Raw genomic sequence first — 19,188 nt, 5'->3', positions numbered from 1 at the left:
GGTCAGGCCACCTCGATGGCGGCCATGAGGCCGGTTTCCATGTGGTCGATCACGTGGCAGTGGAACATCCACACACCGGGGTTATCCGCCACCAGCGCGATGCGCGCGGTCTCGTTCTTGCCCAGCAGGTAGGTGTCGGTGAAGTACGGGATGATCGACTTGCGGTCCGAATCCAGCACCTTGAACGACATGCCGTGCAGGTGGATGGGGTGCAGGTACTGGGCCATGTTGCGCAGCTCGAAGATGTAGTGCCCGCCCTTCTTCAGGGTCGCGATGGGCCGGTCGGCGCAGGTCTTGTCGTTGATGTCCCAGGCCTTGCCGTTGATCTGCCAGTAGTTGCTGGGCTTGCCGGCAGCGCTGACCAGGGTGGCGGCCCACTCGAAGCGGAAGCTCAGCGTCTCGGCCTTGGCCAGGTCGGGCTCGGGAATCGGGTTCGGCGGCAGTGCAGCCGGCCAGTCACCGGCCGGCTCGTTGCTCGGCACGCTGCGCAGGGTGGCCAGGCGCAGCGGCCCGTTGCGCATGGACAGCTCCTGGCCCGCCTCCGGCACCTTGATGCCCAGCTCGATGCGCATGCCCGGGCCCAGCCAGTATTCCTTGCCCAGCGGGCGCGGCTCGATGGGGTGGCCGTCCAGGGCGTAGATGCGCACCTCGGCGCCCGGCAGGTTGAGCCGGTAGGTGATGGTGCTGTCCAGGTTCAGCAGGCGCAGGCGGACCACCTGCCCGGCCGGCAGGTCGAGAGTCGGCGTGGGCTTGCCGTTGATGGTGGTGAGCCGGCCCCGGGTGCCTTCGCGCGCGGCCTCGCGGGGCACGCTGAAGGCGGTGAAAGCGCCTTCCTGATCCACGTGCCAGGTCTTCAGCGAGAGCACCTGCTCATGACGGAAGCCGGACGGCTCGCGCTCCTCGACGATCAGCGGCCCGACCAGCCCGCGCCCGAGCTGCACCGCACTGGACTCGTGGGGGTGGTACCAGAAGCTGCCGGCATCGTCGGTGCGGAAGCGGTAGTCGAAGTACTCGCCCGGCAGCACCGGCAGCTGCGACACATAGGGCACACCGTCCATCTCCAGCGGCAGGCGGATGCCATGCCAGTGGACAGTGGTGGGTTCGTCCAGCTTGTTGATGAAGCGCACCCGCAGCCAGTCGCCCTGGCGCGAGCGCAGTTCCACGCCCGGCGCCTGGCCGCCATAGCCCCAGGCGGGGGTGGTGTGGCCGGGGACCAGTTCGAGGTCGAAGGGGGCGGCGATCAGTTCGTAATCGTGGGTCTTGGCATCGAGGGAACGGCCCAGCCAGTAGCGGGCGGCGCCACCGGCACCAAGGCCGACCACGCCGAGGCCGACGAGGCCACCGAGAATCTGTCTGCGGGTGAATGACACGGGTGCAGGCTCCTGTGAGTAAGGCATCGGGCCCATCAGGCGTTACGCGGCCACTCTGTTGGCGGCCTCATCATCGCGGCCCGGGGGCCGCTCGCAGGTCGCGCATTTTCGCACAGCCCTCCCCTTGCGGGGCGGCCGCCCGCCGTGGCGCGATGCCACAGCGGGATCAGCCACGGCGCCCGAGGTAGGCGCGCGTGGTCAGCAGGTACACCGGCAGGCCGGACACCAGCACGATCAGCGCCGCATAGGGCGCCGCCGCGGCGTATTCCAGGTTGGCCGTGTGAGACCACACGGCGGTCGCCAGGGTGTCCAGCCCGGTGGGGCCGAGGATCAGGGTGGCGGTCAGCTCCTTCATGCAATCGAGGAACACCAGCACGAAGCCGGCACCAATGGCCGGGAAGATGATCGGCAGGGTCACCCGCAGGAAGGCCAGGAACGGCGTCTGCCCCAGGGTCCGGGCGGCTTCCTCCAGCTGTGGCGAGGCTTTCTCCAGGGCCACTCGCAACGGCGACTGGGCCATGGGCATGAACAGCAGGGCGTAGGCCACCAGCAGCAGCAGGGTGGTCTGGTACAGCGACGGCGCATAACCCAGTGCGAAGAACACCAGGGACAGCGCGATGACCAGCCCCGGCAGCGCATGCAGCAGGTACGGCAGGCGATCGGCCAGACGCGCCAGGCGCCCGTGGTAGCGCACCACCACCAGGCACACCGGCAGGGCCAGCAGGCAGCTGATCAGCGCCCCGCCAAAGGAAAGATAGAGGGACGAGCCGAGGGTGCGGAGGATGTCACCGAGCGGGAAGGCGGCGGAGCTGCCTTCATGAATCCAGAAGCCCAGGGTCACCAGCGGCACCAGCGAACCCACCACCACCAGGGCCACCAATACCCCCTGCACCAGCCAGTCCCAGTGCCCCAGGCGCACCGGCGCGATGCGCCGCGCCACGCCCTGCCCGGTGCGTGCATGGCCACGGCCACGCAGGCGCAGCTCCAGGCCCATCAGCAGCATGCACAAGGCCAGCAGCAGGGCGGAGAGCATCGCCGCGTTGGCGTTGCTGAACTCCAGTTCGAACTGTTGATAGATGGCGGTGGTGAAGGTCTGGTAGCGCATGATCGACGGCGCGCCGAACTCCACCAGCATGTGCAGCGCCACCAGCAGGCTGGTGCCCATCAGCACCGGGCGCAGCAGCGGCAGGGTCACCCGCCAGAACACCTGGCGCCGGGTGTAGCCGAGCATGCGCGCGGACTCTTCCAGGGCCGGGTCGAGGTTGCGCAGGGTGGCCATCACCGGCAGGTACACCAGCGGGTACTTGGACAGCACCATCACCAGCACCGTGCCCCACAGCCCCTCGAACAGCGGGCTGAGGGAAATCCAGCTGAAGCCGGCGACGAAGGCCGGGATGGCGAACGGCAGGCAGAGCAGCACGTTCCACTGCCGGCGACCGCGCAGGTCGCTGCGCTCCACGCACCAGGCCAGCGCCAGGCCGAGCAGCGCGCAGCCGGCAGTGACCGCCACCATCAGCTTCAGGGTGTTGCCCAGCAGGTGGAACACGAAGGGCCGCCACAGCAGCTGCCAGGCGGTGTGCCAGCCGGACTCCCAGCTACGCACCGCCACGTAGAACAGCGGCAGGGCCGCCACCAGCAGCAGCGCCATGACCGGCACCTGCAGCCAGATCGGCGGCGTGCGTCGCCGGCGGCTGGGCACCAGCGAGGGTGTGTCCGGCAGCGCCGGGTCGACGGCTTCGGCGTGCATCAGTTCAGCCCGACCTCGCGTTCGAGTTCCAGGGCATCCTCGGCCAGGCCGATGTCGGAGGCGCTGAGTTTCGGCGGGCGCAGCTGGTCGTAGGGCTTGAGCAGCGGATCAGCCGGCACCTTCGGGTTCACCGGGTATTCGGCCGACTGGCTGAGGATGGCCTTCTGGCCTTCTTCGCTGAGCATGAAGGCCACGAACTGCTGGGCCTCCTTCGGGTGCTTGCTGGCCTTCACCACGGCCACGCCGGAAACGCTGGCCAGGCCGCCGGCATCGCCATCGGCGAAGTAGTGCAGCTTGCTGTTCAGCTCGCCCTTCTCCTTCTTCAGCGCCATCCAGTAGTAGCTGTTGATCAGGGCGGCGGCGACTTCGCCGTTCTCCACCGCCTTCATGGCGATGACGTTGTTGGTGTAGGTGGAGCCGAAGGCCTTCAGGCCGGTCAGCCACTCCTCGGCCTTCTCGCGGCCCTGCAGCTTGATGATCGCGGCCACCTGGCCGAGGAACTCACCGCTGCTGGGCACGAAGGCGATCTTGCCGCTCCACTCCGGATCGGCGACATCGAGCACGCTCTGCGGCAGAGGCTGGTCGCCCAGCTCCTTGGGGTTGTAGGCCAGCACGCGGACCCGGGAGGTGACACCGATCCAGTGGCCGGCAGGGTCGGCGTACTGCGGCTCGACCTGCTTGAGCAGCGCGTCGTCCACCTTGGCCAGCAGACCCTGGTTGGCCAGCTTGATCAGCGGCGGCGCTTCCTCGGTGTAGATGATGTCGGCGGGCGAGCGCTCGCCTTCCTCGGCGATCTGGTTGGCCAACTGGCCACCACCGCCCTTGCGGATGCGCACCTGGATGCCGGTGGCCTTGGTGAAGGCCTCAGCCACGGCCTTGCCGGTGGCTTCGTGCTGCCCGTTGTAGAGGGTCAGGGTCACTGCGTCATCGGCGCGGGCCGCCAGCGGCAGCAGCAGGCCGAGGGACAGCAGGCCGGCGCCACAGGCGCGGGCCAACGCAGTTGCGAGACGTACCGACATGTAACCACTCCTCTGAACTCAGCAATGATCTGTAATGATTATACGGATCAACTGCTGCTCATTCTCAAGAAATGTCTGCGACACAAGGCATCAGGCGAGGGACGGTCGCAGGGCCACCACACGAAAAAGGCGCGGATCGCCTGAGCGGTCCGCGCCTTCGTTCATCCAGCGTTCAGGGGAGCTGGATCACTCCCACTCGATGGTCGCCGGCGGCTTGCTCGACACGTCGTAGGTGACGCGGGAGATGCCTTCGATCTCGTTGATGATGCGGTTGGAAACCTTCTCCAGCAGCTCGTAGGGCAGGTGCGCCCAGCGTGCGGTCATGAAGTCGATGGTTTCCACGGCGCGCAGGGCGACGACCCAGGCGTAGCGACGGCCGTCACCGACCACGCCTACGGATTTCACCGGCTGGAACACCACGAAGGCCTGGCTGGTCTTGTGGTACCAGTCGAAGGCACGCAGTTCCTCGATGAAGATGTGGTCCGCGCGACGCAGCAGGTCGGCGTACTCCTTCTTCACCTCGCCGAGGATGCGCACGCCCAGGCCCGGGCCCGGGAACGGGTGGCGGTAGACCATGTCGTAGGGCAGGCCCAGTTCGAGGCCGATCTTGCGCACCTCGTCCTTGAACAGCTCGCGCAGCGGCTCGACCAGTTCGAACTGCATGTCTTCCGGCAGGCCGCCGACGTTGTGGTGGGACTTGATCACGTGGGCCTTGCCGGTTTTGGCGCCAGCCGACTCGATCACGTCCGGGTAGATGGTACCCTGGGCGAGGAACTTCACGTCCTGCAGCTTGGTGGCTTCCTCATCGAAGACTTCGATGAAGGTGCGGCCGATGATCTTGCGCTTCTCTTCCGGGTCGGCAACGCCGGCCAGGCGGCCCAGGAACTTGTCCTCGGCGTTGGCGCGGATGACCTTCACGCCCATGTTCTCGGCGAACATGGCCATCACCTGGTCACCTTCGTGCAGGCGCAGCAGGCCGTTGTCGACGAAGACGCAGGTCAGCTGGTCGCCGATGGCCTTGTGCAGCAGGGCCGCGACCACGGAGGAGTCGACGCCGCCGGACAGGCCCAGCAGCACCTTGTTGCTGCCTACCTGGGCGCGCACGGTGGCGATGGCGTCTTCGACGATGTTCGACGGGGTCCACAGCGCGGCGCAGCCGCAGATATCCAGCACGAAGCGGGAGAGGATGCGGCCGCCCTGCTTGGTGTGGGTCACTTCCGGGTGGAACTGCACGCCGTAGTAGGCGCGGCTGTCATCGGCCATGGCGGCGATGGGGCAGCTCGGGGTGCTGGCGAGGATGTGGAAACCCTCGGGCATGGCGGTGACCTTGTCGCCGTGGCTCATCCACACGTCCAGGCCCAGCAGGCCGTCCGCGTCGACGTGGTCTTCGATGCCGTCCAGCAGGCGCGCCTTGCCGACCACGTCGACACGGGCGTAGCCGAATTCGCGCAGGTCGGAACCCTGCACCTTGCCACCCAGTTGCTCGGCCATGGTCTGCATGCCGTAGCAGATGCCGAACAGCGGGACGTTGAGGTCGAACACCGCCTGCGGGGCGCGCGGGCTGTTGGCCTCATGCACCGACTCCGGGCCGCCGGCAAGGATGATGCCCTTGGGCGCGAAGGCGCGGATGGCATCGTTTTCCATGTCGAACGGGTGGATCTCGCAGTACACGCCGATCTCGCGAACGCGGCGGGCGATCAGTTGGGTGTACTGGGAACCAAAGTCGAGGATCAGGATGCGGTGAGCGTGGATGTCTTGATGAGCCATGTGCTTCCCCTGGGAAAGTGGCTGAAACGCTGAAGGCTGAAGGCTGGACGAAACCCTGTCCGTCCAGCCCCCAGCCTCCAGCTCCAGTGAAGTGTCAGTTAGCCGACCCGGTAGTTCGGCGCTTCCTTGGTGATCTGCACGTCATGCACGTGGGACTCGGCCATGCCGGCACCGGTGATGCGCACGAACTGCGGCTTGGTGCGCATCTCTTCGACGGTGGCGCAGCCGGTGTAGCCCATGGAGGCGCGCAGGCCGCCCATCAGCTGGTGGACGATGGCGGTCAGGCTGCCCTTGTACGGCACGCGGCCTTCGATGCCTTCCGGTACCAGCTTCTCGGCACCGGCGGCGGAATCCTGGAAGTAGCGGTCGGACGAGCCCTGGGACTGCGCCATGGCACCCAGCGAGCCCATGCCGCGGTAGGCCTTGTAGGAGCGACCCTGGAACAGCTCAACCTCGCCCGGCGCCTCTTCGGTACCGGCGAACATGGAGCCCATCATCACGCAGGACGCGCCGGCCACGATGGCCTTGGACAGGTCGCCGGAGAAGCGGATGCCGCCGTCGGCGATCAGCGGAACGCCAGTGCCGGCCAGAGCGGCGGCAACGTTGGCGATGGCGGAGATCTGCGGTACACCGACGCCGGCGACGATACGGGTGGTGCAGATGGAGCCCGGGCCGATGCCGACCTTGACCGCATCGGCGCCGGCCTCGGCCAGGGCCTTGGCGGCTTCGCCGGTGGCGATGTTGCCGCCGATCACCTGGACTTGCGGGTAGGTTTCCTTGACCCAGCGAACGCGGTCGATCACGCCCTTGGAGTGGCCGTGAGCGGTGTCCACCACCACCACGTCGACGCCTGCGGCAACCAGGGCTGCGACGCGCTCGCCGGTGTCGGCACCGGTGCCGACCGCTGCGCCGACGCGCAGGCGGCCCTGCTCGTCCTTGGAGGCCAGCGGGTAGGTCTTGGCCTTCTCGATGTCACGGAAGGTCACCAGGCCACGCAGGTAGAAGTTCTCGTCCACCACCAGCATCTTCTCGATGCGGTTCTCGTAGAGCTTGGCCTTGATGTCGTCCAGCGGGGTGCCCTCGTGGACGGTGACCAGCTTGTCCTTGGGGGTCATGATCGCTGCCACGGTGTCGCCGACGTTCGGCTTCACGCGCAGGTCGCGACCGGTGACGATGCCGACCAGCTCGCCCTCTTCCACCACCGGGAAGCCGGAGAAGCCGCACTCGCGGGCGATCTGCAGCAGTTCGAGGATCTTGGTGGAGGGGGTGACGGTGACCGGATCACGGACGATGGCGGTCTCGTGACGCTTGACCTTGCGGACCTCGGAAGCCTGCTGCTCGATGGTCATGTTCTTGTGAACGATGCCGATGCCGCCTTCCTGAGCCATGGCGATGGCCAGCCGGGCTTCGGTCACGGTATCCATCGCGGCGGATACCAGGGGAATGTTCAGTTCGATGCCACGGGTCAGTCGGGTCTTGAGACTGACGTCCTTCGGCAGGACCTCGGAATACCCCGGGATCAGGAGTACGTCGTCGAAGGTAAGGGCTTCTTGGCTGATGCGCAGCATGGCGGGGGCTCCCAGGCGGGAAAATTGGAAGCGCGGCATTATATCCCAGCTGCGCACGGGCGCTCAATTGGCCATCACACACCGACGACAGGTCTCATGCCTGCGTCAGATAACGCGCCACCAGCGCCACCCCACTGCACAGCACCAGCCAGGTCACCAGCCGGACGAACGCCTCCCGCGACAGGCGCAACGTCACCCGCCGCCCCACCCACAACCCGGCGGCCATCCCCGGCAGCAGGCACAGGGCGATCAGCAGCAACGAGGCATCGGCATAGAAGCCCGCCAGCAGGAACAACCCCAGGCGGACGAAGGTGCTGCACCCGATCAGCGCGCTCTGGGTGGCGCGGATCTGCTCCTTCGCCTCCAGCCGCCCGCTCAGGTAGAGGGAATAGAGGAAGCCGCCACTGCCGAACAAGGCCCCGAACACACCGCCGAACAGCCCGAAGGGCACCACCCAGCCCACCGCCATCGGCGCACGGCGCACCGGCTGGAGGAACAGCGAATACACGGCATAGAGGCAGACGAACACCCCCAGCAGCAGCATCAACAGCTCCGAGCGCAAGGTCGCCAGACCATAGACCCCTACCCCGCAACCCAACGCCATCAAGGGCAGCAGCCGGCGCAATTCGCTACCCGACACCGACCGACGCGCCGGCAGCCAGTTGCCGAACGAGGCGGCGAAATCCAGCAGCACCAGCAACGGGATCACCTGGGACAACGGCAGCCAACCCACCAGCAAGGGCGCGGCCACCAGCGCCGTGCCGAACCCGGCGATGCCGAAGACCACATAGGCCAGCGCGATGACACTCTCCAGCAGCAGCCACTCCAGCGGCGTGAACGGCAGCGCCCCCAACAGCTCGAACAGGTGCATGAACGACTCCTTCCGAAAAACAGGTGGACTCTAGCGAGCACGCCTGCCATCTCACCAATACAATCCAAGCCCTCTCTCTATCTCGAAAAGGCATGGATCGATGATCTCCATCCGCCAACTGCGCTACTTCGTGGAAATCGTCGACGCCGGCAGCCTCAGCCGTGCGGCGGAGCGCCTGTTCATCGCCCAATCAGCCCTGAGCCGCCAACTGCGGGAGTTGGAGGACGACCTGGGCACCGAACTGCTGCTGCGCGGCCCGCGCCAGGTGACGCTGACCGAAGCCGGCCAGGCCTTCCTGCCCCGGGCCCGGCGCCTGCTGCTGGACCTGGAAGCCGCCAGCGACCTGGCCCGCCAGGTCGGCAAGGGGCAGCACGGCAGCCTGCGCCTGGGCCACTCCAGCTCCGTGCCGCTGGTCGCCCCGCTGCAGGCGGCACTGTGCAGCTACCTGGAAGCGCACCCCGGCGTCAGCCTCGACCTCATCCAGCAATCCTCCGAACAACAACTGGCGGACCTGCGCGAAGGACGCCTGGATGCCTGCCTGCTGCGCCTGCCGGTCCTGCGCCAGCACCCCGGGTTGAGTCTCCGCCCGCTGTACCGCGAGCCCCTGCTGCTGGCGGTCGCCGTCGACCACCCGCTGGCGCGACGCGACGAGCCGGTGCCCCTGGCCGATCTGCGTGAAGAGGCCTTCGTCTCCATCCCCCACCTGCAACGGGGAGGGCTGAGCTACCGCGCTGCCGAACTGTGCCTGCGGGAAGGCTTCTTTCCCCGTGCCGCGCGGGTGGTGTCGCGCAAGACCAGCCAGTTGCACCTGATCGAAGCCGGCCTTGGCGTGGCTCTGGTGGCGACCTCCATGAGCCGCATCGCCCCTGTCGGCGTGCGCTTCCTGCCGCTGGCCGATCCCCAGGCCGACAGCGAGGTCGCCCTGGCCTGGCGCAGCGAGACCCGCGCCCTGGACCGGGGCCTGGTGGAGCACCTCTGCCAGCACCTCGCCAGCGACCCGACCACCGCCGATTGACGAGGCCGGCGGGGCGGGTAAGCTGCGCGCCCTCGTCCACCGGAGCCGGCCATGGAAACCCGTCAGCTGATCATCGTTCCCCAGGTCTCCAGCGTGCCCGGCCACCAGGCCCTGGCCGGGCGCCTGCTGCGCTGGCTGGTGCAGAGCGGCGTGGTCGAGGCGGTACCGAGCGCCTTCGGCCGGGGCGGCAACCGCGCACTGCACGCCCCTGCTGCCGGTGCCCGCCGCGTGGTGGAACATCCCGAGCGCCTGCCCATCGGCCAGCCGGGCTGCGGCCTGGAGATCGTCGACAAGCGCTGCATCTATACCCCGGTGCGCGGCTTCCTCAACGAAGCCGGCTGCCCGGAATGCCGCCGGGAGATCGGCGAGCCGCTGTTCGACAGCCTGGAAGCCTGGTGGCCGGGCGAGACGGACAACTTCACCTGCCCCGAATGCGGCTTCGAGGACGACATCAACGGCTTCCTCTACCTGCAGCCCTGCGGCTTCTCCAACCTGGCCTTCATCTTCAACCACTGGGTAGAGGCCGGCTTCACCCGCGCCTTCCTCGACGGCTTCGCCGACCGCCTGGGTTTCCCCGTGCGCGTGGTGCGCGTCGAAGACTGACGCGTGCGCATTGGCGCCGTCCCCCTGCGCCCGTATCATCCCGCGCCATGTACAAGGACCCCTTCCAACGGCTGGGCCTCGATCGCGAGGTGCTGACCGTCAGCCAACTGAACCAGCGTGCCCGCCACCTGCTGGAGGACGTGTTCCCCCAGGTCTGGGTGGAAGGCGAGATCTCCAACCTCGCCCGGCCCGCATCCGGCCACCTCTATTTCACCCTCAAGGACAGCCAGGCCCAGGTGCGCTGTGCGCTGTTCCGGCAGAACGCCCTCAAGGTGCGCCAAGCCCTGCGTGACGGGCTGGCGGTGAAGGTGCGGGGCAAGGTCTCGCTGTTCGAAGGCCGTGGCGACTACCAGATGATCGCCGACGCCGTGGAGCCCGCCGGTGACGGCGCCCTGCGCCTGGCCTTCGAAGCGCTCAAGGAGAAGCTCGCCGGCGAGGGCCTGTTCGCCACCGAGCGCAAGCGCCCGCTGCCGGCCCATCCCCAGCGCGTGGGCATCGTCACCTCCCCCACCGGCGCGGTGATCCGAGACATCATCAGCGTGTTCCGCCGCCGTGCGCCCCAGGTCAGCCTGACCCTGGTGCCCACCGCCGTGCAGGGCCGCGAGGCCACCGCGCAGATCGTCCGCGCCCTGGCCCTGGCGGATGCCCAGGGCTTCGACGCGCTCATCCTGGCCCGGGGCGGCGGCTCCCTCGAAGACCTCTGGTGCTTCAACGAAGAGGCCGTGGCCCGCGCCGTCGCCGCCTGCAAGACCCCCATCGTCAGCGCCGTGGGCCACGAGACGGATGTGTCCATCAGCGACTTCGTCGCCGACGTTCGCGCGCCGACGCCCTCTGCGGCCGCCGAGCTGCTGGCACCGGATTCCAGCGGCCTGCGCCAGCGCCTGGAGGGCCTGGAGCGCCGCCTGCTGCTGCGCATGCGCCAGCTGATCGCCCACCAGCACCTGCGCCTGGACGGGCTGACCCGACGCCTGCGCCACCCGGGCGAACGGCTGCGCCAGCAGGCCCAGCGCCTGGATGACCTGGAGATGCGCCTGCAACGCGCCCTCGACCGCCAAGTGAGCCAGCGCCGCGAGCGCCTGGCCCGCCTGGAGACGCGCCTGGCGGCCCAGCACCCGGGGCGCGCCCTCGGCCTGCTGCGCCAGCGCCTCGACGCCCTGGCCGCGCGACTGCCCCGAGCCATGCGCGAAACCCTCGGTACCCGTCGCCTGGAACTGCAAAGCCAGGTGCAGACGCTGCACGCCTTCAGTCCCCTGGCCACCCTCGGCCGCGGCTACAGCATCCTCCTCGACGAGCGCGGCCAGGCCATCCGCAGCGCCAGCCAGACCCAACCCGGCCAACGCCTCAAGGCACGTCTCGGCGAAGGTGAGCTGGAGGTACGGGTCGAGGACAACCACCTGGCCCCCGTCACCCTCTCACTGCTGGACTGATCGATGCGCCTGTTGCTCGCCCTGCTTCTTCTCGTTGCCCTCCCGGTCCAGGCCGAGGGCTTCATCACCCGCCTGCTGGACAAGCCGGTGCCCGGCGGTGTCGCCGTGGTCCAGCTCGGCCAGGGCGCCCAGGCGCCCACGGCCCGCTACCAGGGCAAGCCGGTGCTGGTGGTCAAGGAGGAAGGGCGCGACTGGATCGCCATCGTCGGCATTCCGCTGGGCACCGCCGCTGGCGAACAGCGTATCGAGGTGAGCGACGGTCGCCGCCTGGCCTTCACGGTCGGCACCCGCCACTACAAGGAACAGCGCATCACCCTGAAGAACACCCGCCAGGTGAACCCGCTGCCCGAGGACCTGAAGCGCATCGACCGCGAATTGGCGGAACAGACCCGCGCCTACCGCAGCTTCAGCCCCGGCACGCCAAGCAACCTGCTGTTCGACAAGCCGGTGAACGGCCCGCTCTCCAGCCCCTTCGGCCTGCGCCGCTTCTTCAACGGCGAGGAGCGCAACCCGCACTCCGGCCTGGACTTCGCGGTGGGAGCCGGCACCCCGATCAAGGCCCCGGCGGCCGGCAAGGTCATCCTCATCGGCGACTACTTCTTCAACGGCAAGACGGTTTTCGTCGATCACGGCCAGGGGCTGATCAGCATGTTCTGCCACCTGTCCAAGGTGGACGTTAAGCTCGGCCAGGCACTACCGCGCGGCGGCGTGGTGGGGCGCGTCGGCGCCACCGGCCGGGCCACCGGGCCGCACATGCACTGGAACGTCAGCCTGAATGACGTGCGGGTAGACCCGGCCATCTTCATCGGTGCCTACACGCACTGAACATGACGGCCCAGGGCGCAGCGACACCTGCGCTTACACCCCCGGGCTTGGGCCGCCGGGCTGCGTTTTGCTAAGGTCCGGCGGTTTTGGGGCAGACCCCCACCCATCGGAACCCTGAAGGGAGCAGCCCATGCAAGACACGTTCAACCATTCCCTGGAGTGGCTGCGACAGCACCCGGAACTGCACACGCTCGTCGCCTCCTCCGTCCTCCTCCTGCTGGCCTGGCTGTCCAACTGGATCGTCCGGCGCATCCTCCTCAAGGGCCTGCTGCGCCTCGTCGGCGGGCAGATCCAGGACCAGGGGCTGATCAAGCGCCTGGCCAACGTCGTCCCCGCGCTGGTGCTGACCGCCGGGGTGAAGGTGGTGCCCGGCCTGCCCGCTGCGCTGGTGACGGTGGTCACCAATGTCTGCGCGGCGTTCATCATCCTCACCCTGGCCCTAGCGATCAGCGCCCTGCTGGACATCGTCAACAGCCTCTACAACCGCCGCCCAGACGCGCACCTGCGGCCCATCAAGGGCTACCTGCAGGTGCTGAAGATCGCTGTGTTCGCCATCGCCGCGATCCTCATGGTGGCCAGCCTGATCGACCGCTCGCCGCTGATCCTGCTGTCCGGCCTCGGCGCCATGGCCGCAGTGCTGATGCTGATCTTCCAGGACACCCTGCTGTCCCTGGTGGCCAGCGTGCAGATCACCTCCAACGACATCATCCGTGTCGGCGACTGGGTGGAAATGCCCCAGCTGAACGCCGACGGCGACGTGATCGACATCGCCCTGCACACGGTGAAGGTGCAGAACTGGGACAAGACCATCACCACCATCCCCACCAAGCGCTTCATCACCGACTCGTTCAAGAACTGGCGGGGCATGCAAGAGTCGGGCGGACGGCGGATCAAGCGCAGCCTCTACCTGGACCAGAACAGCGTGCATTTCCTCAGCGCCGACGAGCAGGCCGGCCTGCGCCGTTTCCGCCTGCTGGACAGTTACCTCAAGGCCAAGGAAAGCGAGCTGCTGAGCTGGAATGCCCAGCTGGACGAGTCGGCCCGCCTGCCGGTCAACAGCCGTCAGCTGACCAACATCGGCACCTTCCGCGCCTACGTGGAGCAGTACCTGCGCCACCACCCGGAGATCCGCCAGGACATGACCCTGCTGGTGCGGCAGATGGCGCCGACCGCCGACGGCCTGCCGCTGGAGCTGTACTGCTTCACCAGCACCACGGCCTGGGCCCGCTACGAGGCGATCCAGTCGGACATCTTCGACCACCTCCTGGCGATCCTCCCGGAGTTCGGCCTGCGGGTCTTCCAGCATCCCAGCGGTGCGGACCTGCGCGAACTGCAGCGCCCGCGTCCCCGCCATTCGTCGGCCTGAGACGGACGGCCATCAAGAAGCCAGCACGACCGCCGATGACCCTGACGAGCCGGAATTTCCCGGCCTCAGGGTCCGAGCGATCGACTGATGCTGACGGTCAACACCAACACCGCCTCATCGTTCACGCAGCGGCAACTGGGCGACACCAACAAGACGCTCGACAGGGCCATGCAGCGCCTCTCTACCGGCCAGCGCATCAACAGCGCCAAGGACGATGCGGCCGGCCTGCAGATCTCCAATGCCCTCACGTCTCAGGTGCGCGGCCTCGGTATTGCCGTGCGGAACGCCAATGACGGCCTGTCCATGCTGCAGGTGGGCGAAGGCGCGCTGCAAAGCGTGACCGGTGCGCTGCAGCGCATCCGCACGCTCGGGCTGCAGGCCATGAACGGCTCCAACACCGCCACCGAGCGCGCCGCGCTCAACCAGGAGGCGCAGCAGCTCCTGCAGGAGATCAACCGGGTCAACGAAACCACCACCTTCGGCGGCCGCCAGGTGTTCAACCAAGACAACAGCTCACGCCTGGGCAAGCTCGATGAACGCGCCGTGCTCAACTCGCTGCAGGGGTTCTGGATCGGCGAAGGCGAAAAGCGCGTGCTGGATGCCTACGGACTGAAGGCGGACGGTGCTCCGCTGACCATCACCCTGACCAATGATCCGTCGAGCAACGCACTGGCCTCCGTCTCCGGCACCCCGGGGGCTGGCGGCAAGTACTACGACCAGGTGCTGAACGTGAACCTGGCCTATTTCGATGGCTCTACCCTGCCCAACGGCGGCACCAACCCCGGCCAGTACACCGACCGCGTGCTGGCCCACGAGATGGTGCACGCGGTGATGGGGCGGACGATGAATTTCAACGCCCTGCCCGGCTGGTTCAAGGAGGGCACGGCAGAGGCCGCCCAGGGCGCCGACGAGCGCCTGGCTGCCGACATCGCCGCCAGCGGCATCGGCGGGGTGATGGGCGCCTTCGGCAGCATCGCCAGCAGCGCCGGCTATTCGGCCTCCTACGCGGCCGTGCGCTACATGCACGCCGAGATCAAGGCAGCCGGCGGACTGGGCATTCGCGACGTGATGCAATACCTCGCCGGCCACGCCAACTCCACCCTGGACGACGCCCTGGCCAACGCCAGCCGCGGGGCCTTCGCCAGCACGGCGGACTTCACCACGAAATTCAACACCGATGGCGCGGCCTTCATCGCCGCCATGAACCTGACCAACGCTGACACCGGCGCCATCGGCGGCTTCGATGCCGATGGCGGCGACGTGCTGACCGCCGAGAACGTGCTGCCCAACCGAGGCGTTGGCGTGCCAGGCTCCATCGGCTTCAAGCTCATCCCACCCAAGCTGTTCGACCCCAACGCCACCGGTGGCGGGACCCAGGTTTCCCTGCAGGTGGGCGCCAAGGCCTTTGAAACCATCGACGTGGGGCTGGACGCGTTCAACGTCGGCGCCATGGCACTGAACAACATCGACCTTATCAAGACACCCGGCCTGGCGGTGATGGACATCGACGATGCGCTGGCCTACGTCGACAGCCAACGTGCCTACATGGGCGCCATCCAGAACCGCCTGGACGCCACCATCTCCAACCTGCAGAACATCGGCGAGAACGTCAGCGCCAGCCGCTCGCGCATCCTCGACGCCGACTACGCCAGCGAAACCGCCACCCTCGCCTCCCAGCAGATCCTGCGCCAGGCCGCCCAGAGCGTGCTGGTGCAGGCCAACCAGATACCGCAGTCGGTCCTGACGCTGCTCCGCTGACGCGCAATTCCCCTCAAGCAACGCCCACCCAGAAAGCATAAAAACCCTTTAAAAATCCGCTTTAAGCTGCTTTCCACCAATTTTTCCGCAAGACTTGCCATCCACAACCCGAATCAATAGGGTTGTCCGCATGCAAAACGCTCACACCCTCATCCTCCTCCGGCAGCATGCCTGCCTCCGCCTGGTCAGCCCGCGACTGCGTAGCTGAACAGCGTCGCCTCATCCCGGCTTTTTCATTCGCCCAGGGCCCCGCAACGACCAGGCCCAACACAAGGATTTCGCCATGAGCATGCTCAAAGACCCGTCCAGCAAGTACCGTCCGTTCCCCGCCATCAACCTGCCGGACCGCACCTGGCCGTCGAAGACCATCACCGAAGTGCCGATCTGGTGCAGCTCCGACCTGCGCGACGGCAACCAGTCGCTGATCGAACCGATGGATGCGCAGAAGAAGATGCGCTTCTTCAAGACCCTGGTGCAGGTGGGCCTGAAGGAGATCGAGGTGGCCTTCCCCTCCGCCTCCGACACCGACTTCAACTTCGTCCGCGAGCTGATCGAAGGCGGCCACATCCCCGATGACGTGACCATCCAGGTGCTGACCCAGGCCCGCGAAGACCTGATCACCCGCACCTTCGAATCCCTCAAGGGCGCGAAGAAGGCCATCGTCCACGTCTACAACGCCACCGCGCCGTCCTTCCGCCGCATCGTCTTCAACCAGGACCGCCAGGGCGTGATCGACATCGCCACCAACGCCGCGCGTCTGATCAAGCAACTCGCCGCCGAACAACCCGAAACCCAGTGGACCTTCCAGTACTCGCCGGAAATCTTCAGCTCCACCGAGCAGGACTTCTCCCTGGCGGTGTGCAACGCGGTGATCGACGTCTGGGAACCGACCCCGACCAACAAGATCATCCTCAACCTGCCCGCCACCGTTGAGTGCGCCACGCCGAACGTCTACGCCGACCAGATCGAGTGGTTCGGCCGCCACATCAACAAGCGCGACAGCGTGATCATCAGCCTGCATACCCACAACGACCGCGGCACCGGCGTGGCCGCCACCGAGCTGGGCCTGCTGGCCGGCGCCGACCGCGTGGAAGGCTGCCTGTTCGGCAACGGCGAACGCACCGGCAACGTCGACCTGGTGACCCTGGCGCTGAACATGTACACCCAGGGCCTGCACCCGAAGCTGGACTTCTCCGACATCGACGCCGTGCGCAAGGTGGTGGAAGAGTGCAACCAGCTGCCGGTCCACCCGCGCCACCCCTACGTGGGTGACCTGGTGCATACCGCCTTCTCCGGCTCACACCAGGACGCCATCCGCAAGGGCTTCGCCCAGCAGCAGGACGGCGCGCTCTGGGAGGTGCCCTACCTGCCGATCGACCCGGCCGACATCGGCCGCAGCTACGAGGCGGTCATCCGCGTCAACAGCCAGTCGGGCAAGGGCGGCATCACCTTCCTGCTGGAGCAGGAATACGGCATCAGCCTGCCGCGCCGCATGCAGATCGAGTTCAGCCAGGTGGTGCAGAAGGAAACCGACCGCCTCGGCCTGGAAATGACCGCCGAGCAGATCCACAAGCTGCTCGACGCCGAGTACCTGCAGGCCACCACGCCCTACACCCTGAAAGGCCATCGCCTGCAGGAAGAGAACGGCACCAGCGCGGTGGACATCGAGGTCCAGGTCAAGGGCGAGACCCAGCACCTGCGCGGTATGGGCAAGGGCCCGCTGGAAGCGCTGGTGGCCAGCCTGCCGGTGAAGGTGGAAGTGATGGACTACTCCGAGCACGCCATCGGGGCCGGCAGCAACGCCAAGGCCGCTGCCTACATCGAGCTGCGGGTGAACGGCGGCCGCGCCCTGCACGGCATCGGCATCGACGAGAACCTGACCACCGCCAGCTTCCGCGCCCTGTTCAGCGCCCTCAACCGCGCCCTGAGCCAGGCCGAGGCCGAAGCGGCCTGAGTGCAACCGCGCTGAAAAAAGAACCCCGCCGATTGGCGGGGTTCTTCGTTTCAGGGGAGCGTCGGACTCAGTAGCTGACCACCGGCGACACCCGCTGGTAGCGGCCATCGATGAACGCCTTCAGCCAGGTGCGGTAGCGCTTGCCCAGGGTGTAGGCGAAGTAGTGGTAGCTCAGCTCGTTCTCTGCACCTCGCTCCAGCACGATCTGGCCATCCTCTTCGATCACCCAGGTCAACATGGTGTGCGTGCCCTGGGTGCGGGTCAGGTTCTGACTGCCGTCAACCGACAACTGGTAGAGCGGCAGGTAGTCCTCGACCGGTGCCGCGGCCCGACCGTAACGCACCACGTTGGATACGCGCTGGTAGTAGCCGTTCTCGAAGCGGGTCAGCCAGACACGGTAGCGCTTGGTGGGATAGAAGGGCGAGTAGGTGAAGCTCAGTTCGTTCGCTGCATTGCGCTGCAGCACGGTATTGCCGTCCTCTTCGATCACCCAGGTCAGGGGATCGTTGAGGCTGCCGCTGCGAGTCAACTGATTGTTCGCGCCAATGGTCAGCTGGAAGAGATCGGTGAGCCCCGGTGAGAAGTACTCGGCATCGGAGACCTGCACCGATTCGCCCCCAACGGTCTGTTCGATCCAGACCTTGTACTGGCGCCCCTTCTGGAAGGGATAGCGCAGTTCGGACGCACCGCCGGTGGGCTGGCGCAGGACTTCGACGCCGTTCTCGCGGATGACCCAGCTCAGCGGCTTGCCGCTCGGGCCGTTATGGCGGAGCTGGAAGTCCGCCTCCACCTCCAGGTCGATGTAGGGCGACGGGAACCCCTCGCGGAAGGCCAGCGGGACGGAGATCGCCTCATCCTTGCCATTCACGTTGGCCTCGGCCCAGACCTGGTAGCGCTCGCCATAGGTGAAGGCGAACTGCAACGGAACGCCCGCCTGGGCCGGCTGGCGCACCACCTCGGCCCCTTGGCGGGCAATCACCCAGTTGCCCTGGAACGCGGCCGAAGGGCTGATGCTGCCCTGGCTGGCATCACGGGTCAGTACCACGCGATCGGTTACACCGGGCTGGTAGCTGACGGTATTGGACACGGTCTTGTAACCATCACCGTTGTTGGCTTCGAGCCAGATTCGGTAGCGACTTCCAGCGAGGTTGCGCCAGTACCGATCACGCAGATTGCCGGCAGCATTGCGGTCGAGAACGCGCTCACCGTCCATCTCCACGATCATGCCCAGCTTGTCTCCCAGCTCACCGCTACGGGTCACCCAGAAACCAGGCTCCAAGGTGAGGGTGTAGGGGAACGTGGACGGTGCCGGGCCATCCGGCAGCTTGACGGTGTAGTCCTCGGTCTCACCGTAGCCAATGCTGCCGCAGGGCTGGGCCGCAGAGCCCCAGCGCATCTGCACGCGCATGCGCGTGGTGCCGGTGACGCCGGAGGGAATGGCGATGGGGGCGGACACAGCCGCGCTGCCCTGGGCGGTCAGGACCTTTTCGCTGGCCTCGAAGGTGCCGTTCTGGTTGAAGTCGATCCAGGCACCCCAGTTCTCGTTGTATTGGGAACCACGGAAGCCGGGACGCAGCTCCAGGCGGTCGCCCTTGCCAGTGAGCTGGAAAGGTGGCTTGCCGGTGGCATCCAGGTAGCCACCGTCATTGCCGGAGGCCTGGTTCACGCCATTCACGCTGACCCCGGCCATCCACTCGCTGCTGCTGTTGCCACGGCTGTCGCAGTAGGTGGCGGCCATCACCGGGCCCATCGCCAGGCAGGTGCCCAGCGCCATGAGTATCTTGTGCATTGAATTCGCTCCTTGCGTTCATGTTGGGCAGGGAGCGGCAATACCACACCAGGCACACCCTGTGACCTGTCATCGACGCATCCCTGCATCGGCCATGTTAAGGGCTACG

14 protein-coding genes are annotated in these 19,188 nt (G+C 67.1%); 7 read left to right on the top strand and 7 right to left on the bottom strand.

Going from position 1 to position 19,188, the window contains the following annotated elements:
- Window positions 1-2: 2 nt before the first annotated feature.
- The 6 genes from RTK35_RS20025 to RTK35_RS20000 form a co-directional block, all read right to left on the bottom strand.
- Entirely contained in the window at window positions 3-1,370 is a 1,368-nt protein-coding gene (locus RTK35_RS20025) for a multicopper oxidase family protein (protein WP_074970901.1), read from the bottom strand.
- A 166-nt stretch (window positions 1,371-1,536) separates the two neighbouring features.
- Window positions 1,537-3,018 (bottom strand): ABC transporter permease, encoded by a 1,482-nt coding sequence (locus RTK35_RS20020; RefSeq protein ID WP_232060875.1) that lies wholly within the window; start codon window positions 3,016-3,018, stop codon window positions 1,537-1,539.
- Window positions 3,019-3,116: 98 nt separating this feature from the next.
- Window positions 3,117-4,136 carry an iron ABC transporter substrate-binding protein gene (locus RTK35_RS20015; protein ID WP_044405948.1) on the bottom strand — a complete coding sequence of 340 codons (1,020 nt, stop codon included), beginning with the start codon at window positions 4,134-4,136 and terminating at the stop codon, window positions 3,117-3,119.
- Between the two features lie 186 nt (window positions 4,137-4,322).
- Window positions 4,323-5,903, bottom strand: coding sequence for a glutamine-hydrolyzing GMP synthase (gene guaA, locus RTK35_RS20010; protein ID WP_160480932.1), 1,581 nt, complete (start codon window positions 5,901-5,903; stop codon window positions 4,323-4,325).
- A gap of 98 nt (window positions 5,904-6,001) precedes the next feature.
- Window positions 6,002-7,471, bottom strand: coding sequence for an IMP dehydrogenase (guaB, locus tag RTK35_RS20005; RefSeq protein ID WP_044405951.1), 1,470 nt, complete (start codon window positions 7,469-7,471; stop codon window positions 6,002-6,004).
- A gap of 94 nt (window positions 7,472-7,565) precedes the next feature.
- Window positions 7,566-8,342: a sulfite exporter TauE/SafE family protein gene (locus RTK35_RS20000; protein ID WP_316908813.1), complete on the bottom strand. Its 777-nt coding sequence runs from the start codon at window positions 8,340-8,342 to the stop codon at window positions 7,566-7,568.
- A gap of 100 nt (window positions 8,343-8,442) precedes the next feature.
- Here RTK35_RS20000 and RTK35_RS19995 point away from each other — a divergent pair, with 100 nt between their 5' ends.
- From RTK35_RS19995 to leuA, 7 genes are all read left to right on the top strand, one after another.
- Window positions 8,443-9,357, top strand: coding sequence for a LysR family transcriptional regulator (locus RTK35_RS19995; RefSeq protein ID WP_316908812.1), 915 nt, complete (start codon window positions 8,443-8,445; stop codon window positions 9,355-9,357).
- A gap of 51 nt (window positions 9,358-9,408) precedes the next feature.
- Window positions 9,409-9,960 carry a sugar ABC transporter ATPase gene (locus tag RTK35_RS19990; RefSeq protein WP_107330739.1) on the top strand — a complete coding sequence of 184 codons (552 nt, stop codon included), beginning with the start codon at window positions 9,409-9,411 and terminating at the stop codon, window positions 9,958-9,960.
- 47 nt (window positions 9,961-10,007) lie between these two features.
- Complete coding sequence (gene xseA / locus RTK35_RS19985) at window positions 10,008-11,387, top strand: exodeoxyribonuclease VII large subunit (protein ID WP_182850887.1); 1,380 nt, start codon at window positions 10,008-10,010, stop codon at window positions 11,385-11,387.
- A 3-nt stretch (window positions 11,388-11,390) separates the two neighbouring features.
- Window positions 11,391-12,212 carry a peptidoglycan DD-metalloendopeptidase family protein gene (locus RTK35_RS19980; protein WP_316908811.1) on the top strand — a complete coding sequence of 274 codons (822 nt, stop codon included), beginning with the start codon at window positions 11,391-11,393 and terminating at the stop codon, window positions 12,210-12,212.
- A 130-nt stretch (window positions 12,213-12,342) separates the two neighbouring features.
- Complete coding sequence (locus tag RTK35_RS19975; RefSeq protein ID WP_074970887.1) at window positions 12,343-13,578, top strand: mechanosensitive ion channel family protein; 1,236 nt, start codon at window positions 12,343-12,345, stop codon at window positions 13,576-13,578.
- 84 nt (window positions 13,579-13,662) lie between these two features.
- Complete coding sequence (locus RTK35_RS19970) at window positions 13,663-15,336, top strand: flagellinolysin (protein ID WP_316908931.1); 1,674 nt, start codon at window positions 13,663-13,665, stop codon at window positions 15,334-15,336.
- A 283-nt stretch (window positions 15,337-15,619) separates the two neighbouring features.
- Window positions 15,620-17,290 carry a 2-isopropylmalate synthase gene (gene leuA / locus RTK35_RS19965; protein ID WP_074970883.1) on the top strand — a complete coding sequence of 557 codons (1,671 nt, stop codon included), beginning with the start codon at window positions 15,620-15,622 and terminating at the stop codon, window positions 17,288-17,290.
- Window positions 17,291-17,357: 67 nt separating this feature from the next.
- On the opposite strand, the gene RTK35_RS19960 is transcribed toward leuA, so the two are convergent.
- Window positions 17,358-19,079 (bottom strand): GEVED domain-containing protein, encoded by a 1,722-nt coding sequence (locus tag RTK35_RS19960; RefSeq protein ID WP_316908810.1) that lies wholly within the window; start codon window positions 19,077-19,079, stop codon window positions 17,358-17,360.
- Between the last annotated feature and the right edge of the window lie 109 nt (window positions 19,080-19,188).

The organism is Pseudomonas sp. zfem003 (assembly GCF_032621675.1).
Taxonomy (GTDB): Bacteria; Pseudomonadota; Gammaproteobacteria; order Pseudomonadales; family Pseudomonadaceae; genus Metapseudomonas; species Metapseudomonas otitidis.
The sequence above is the reverse complement of the archived record's forward strand: the minus strand, read 5'-3'. Positions and strand labels throughout refer to the sequence as shown.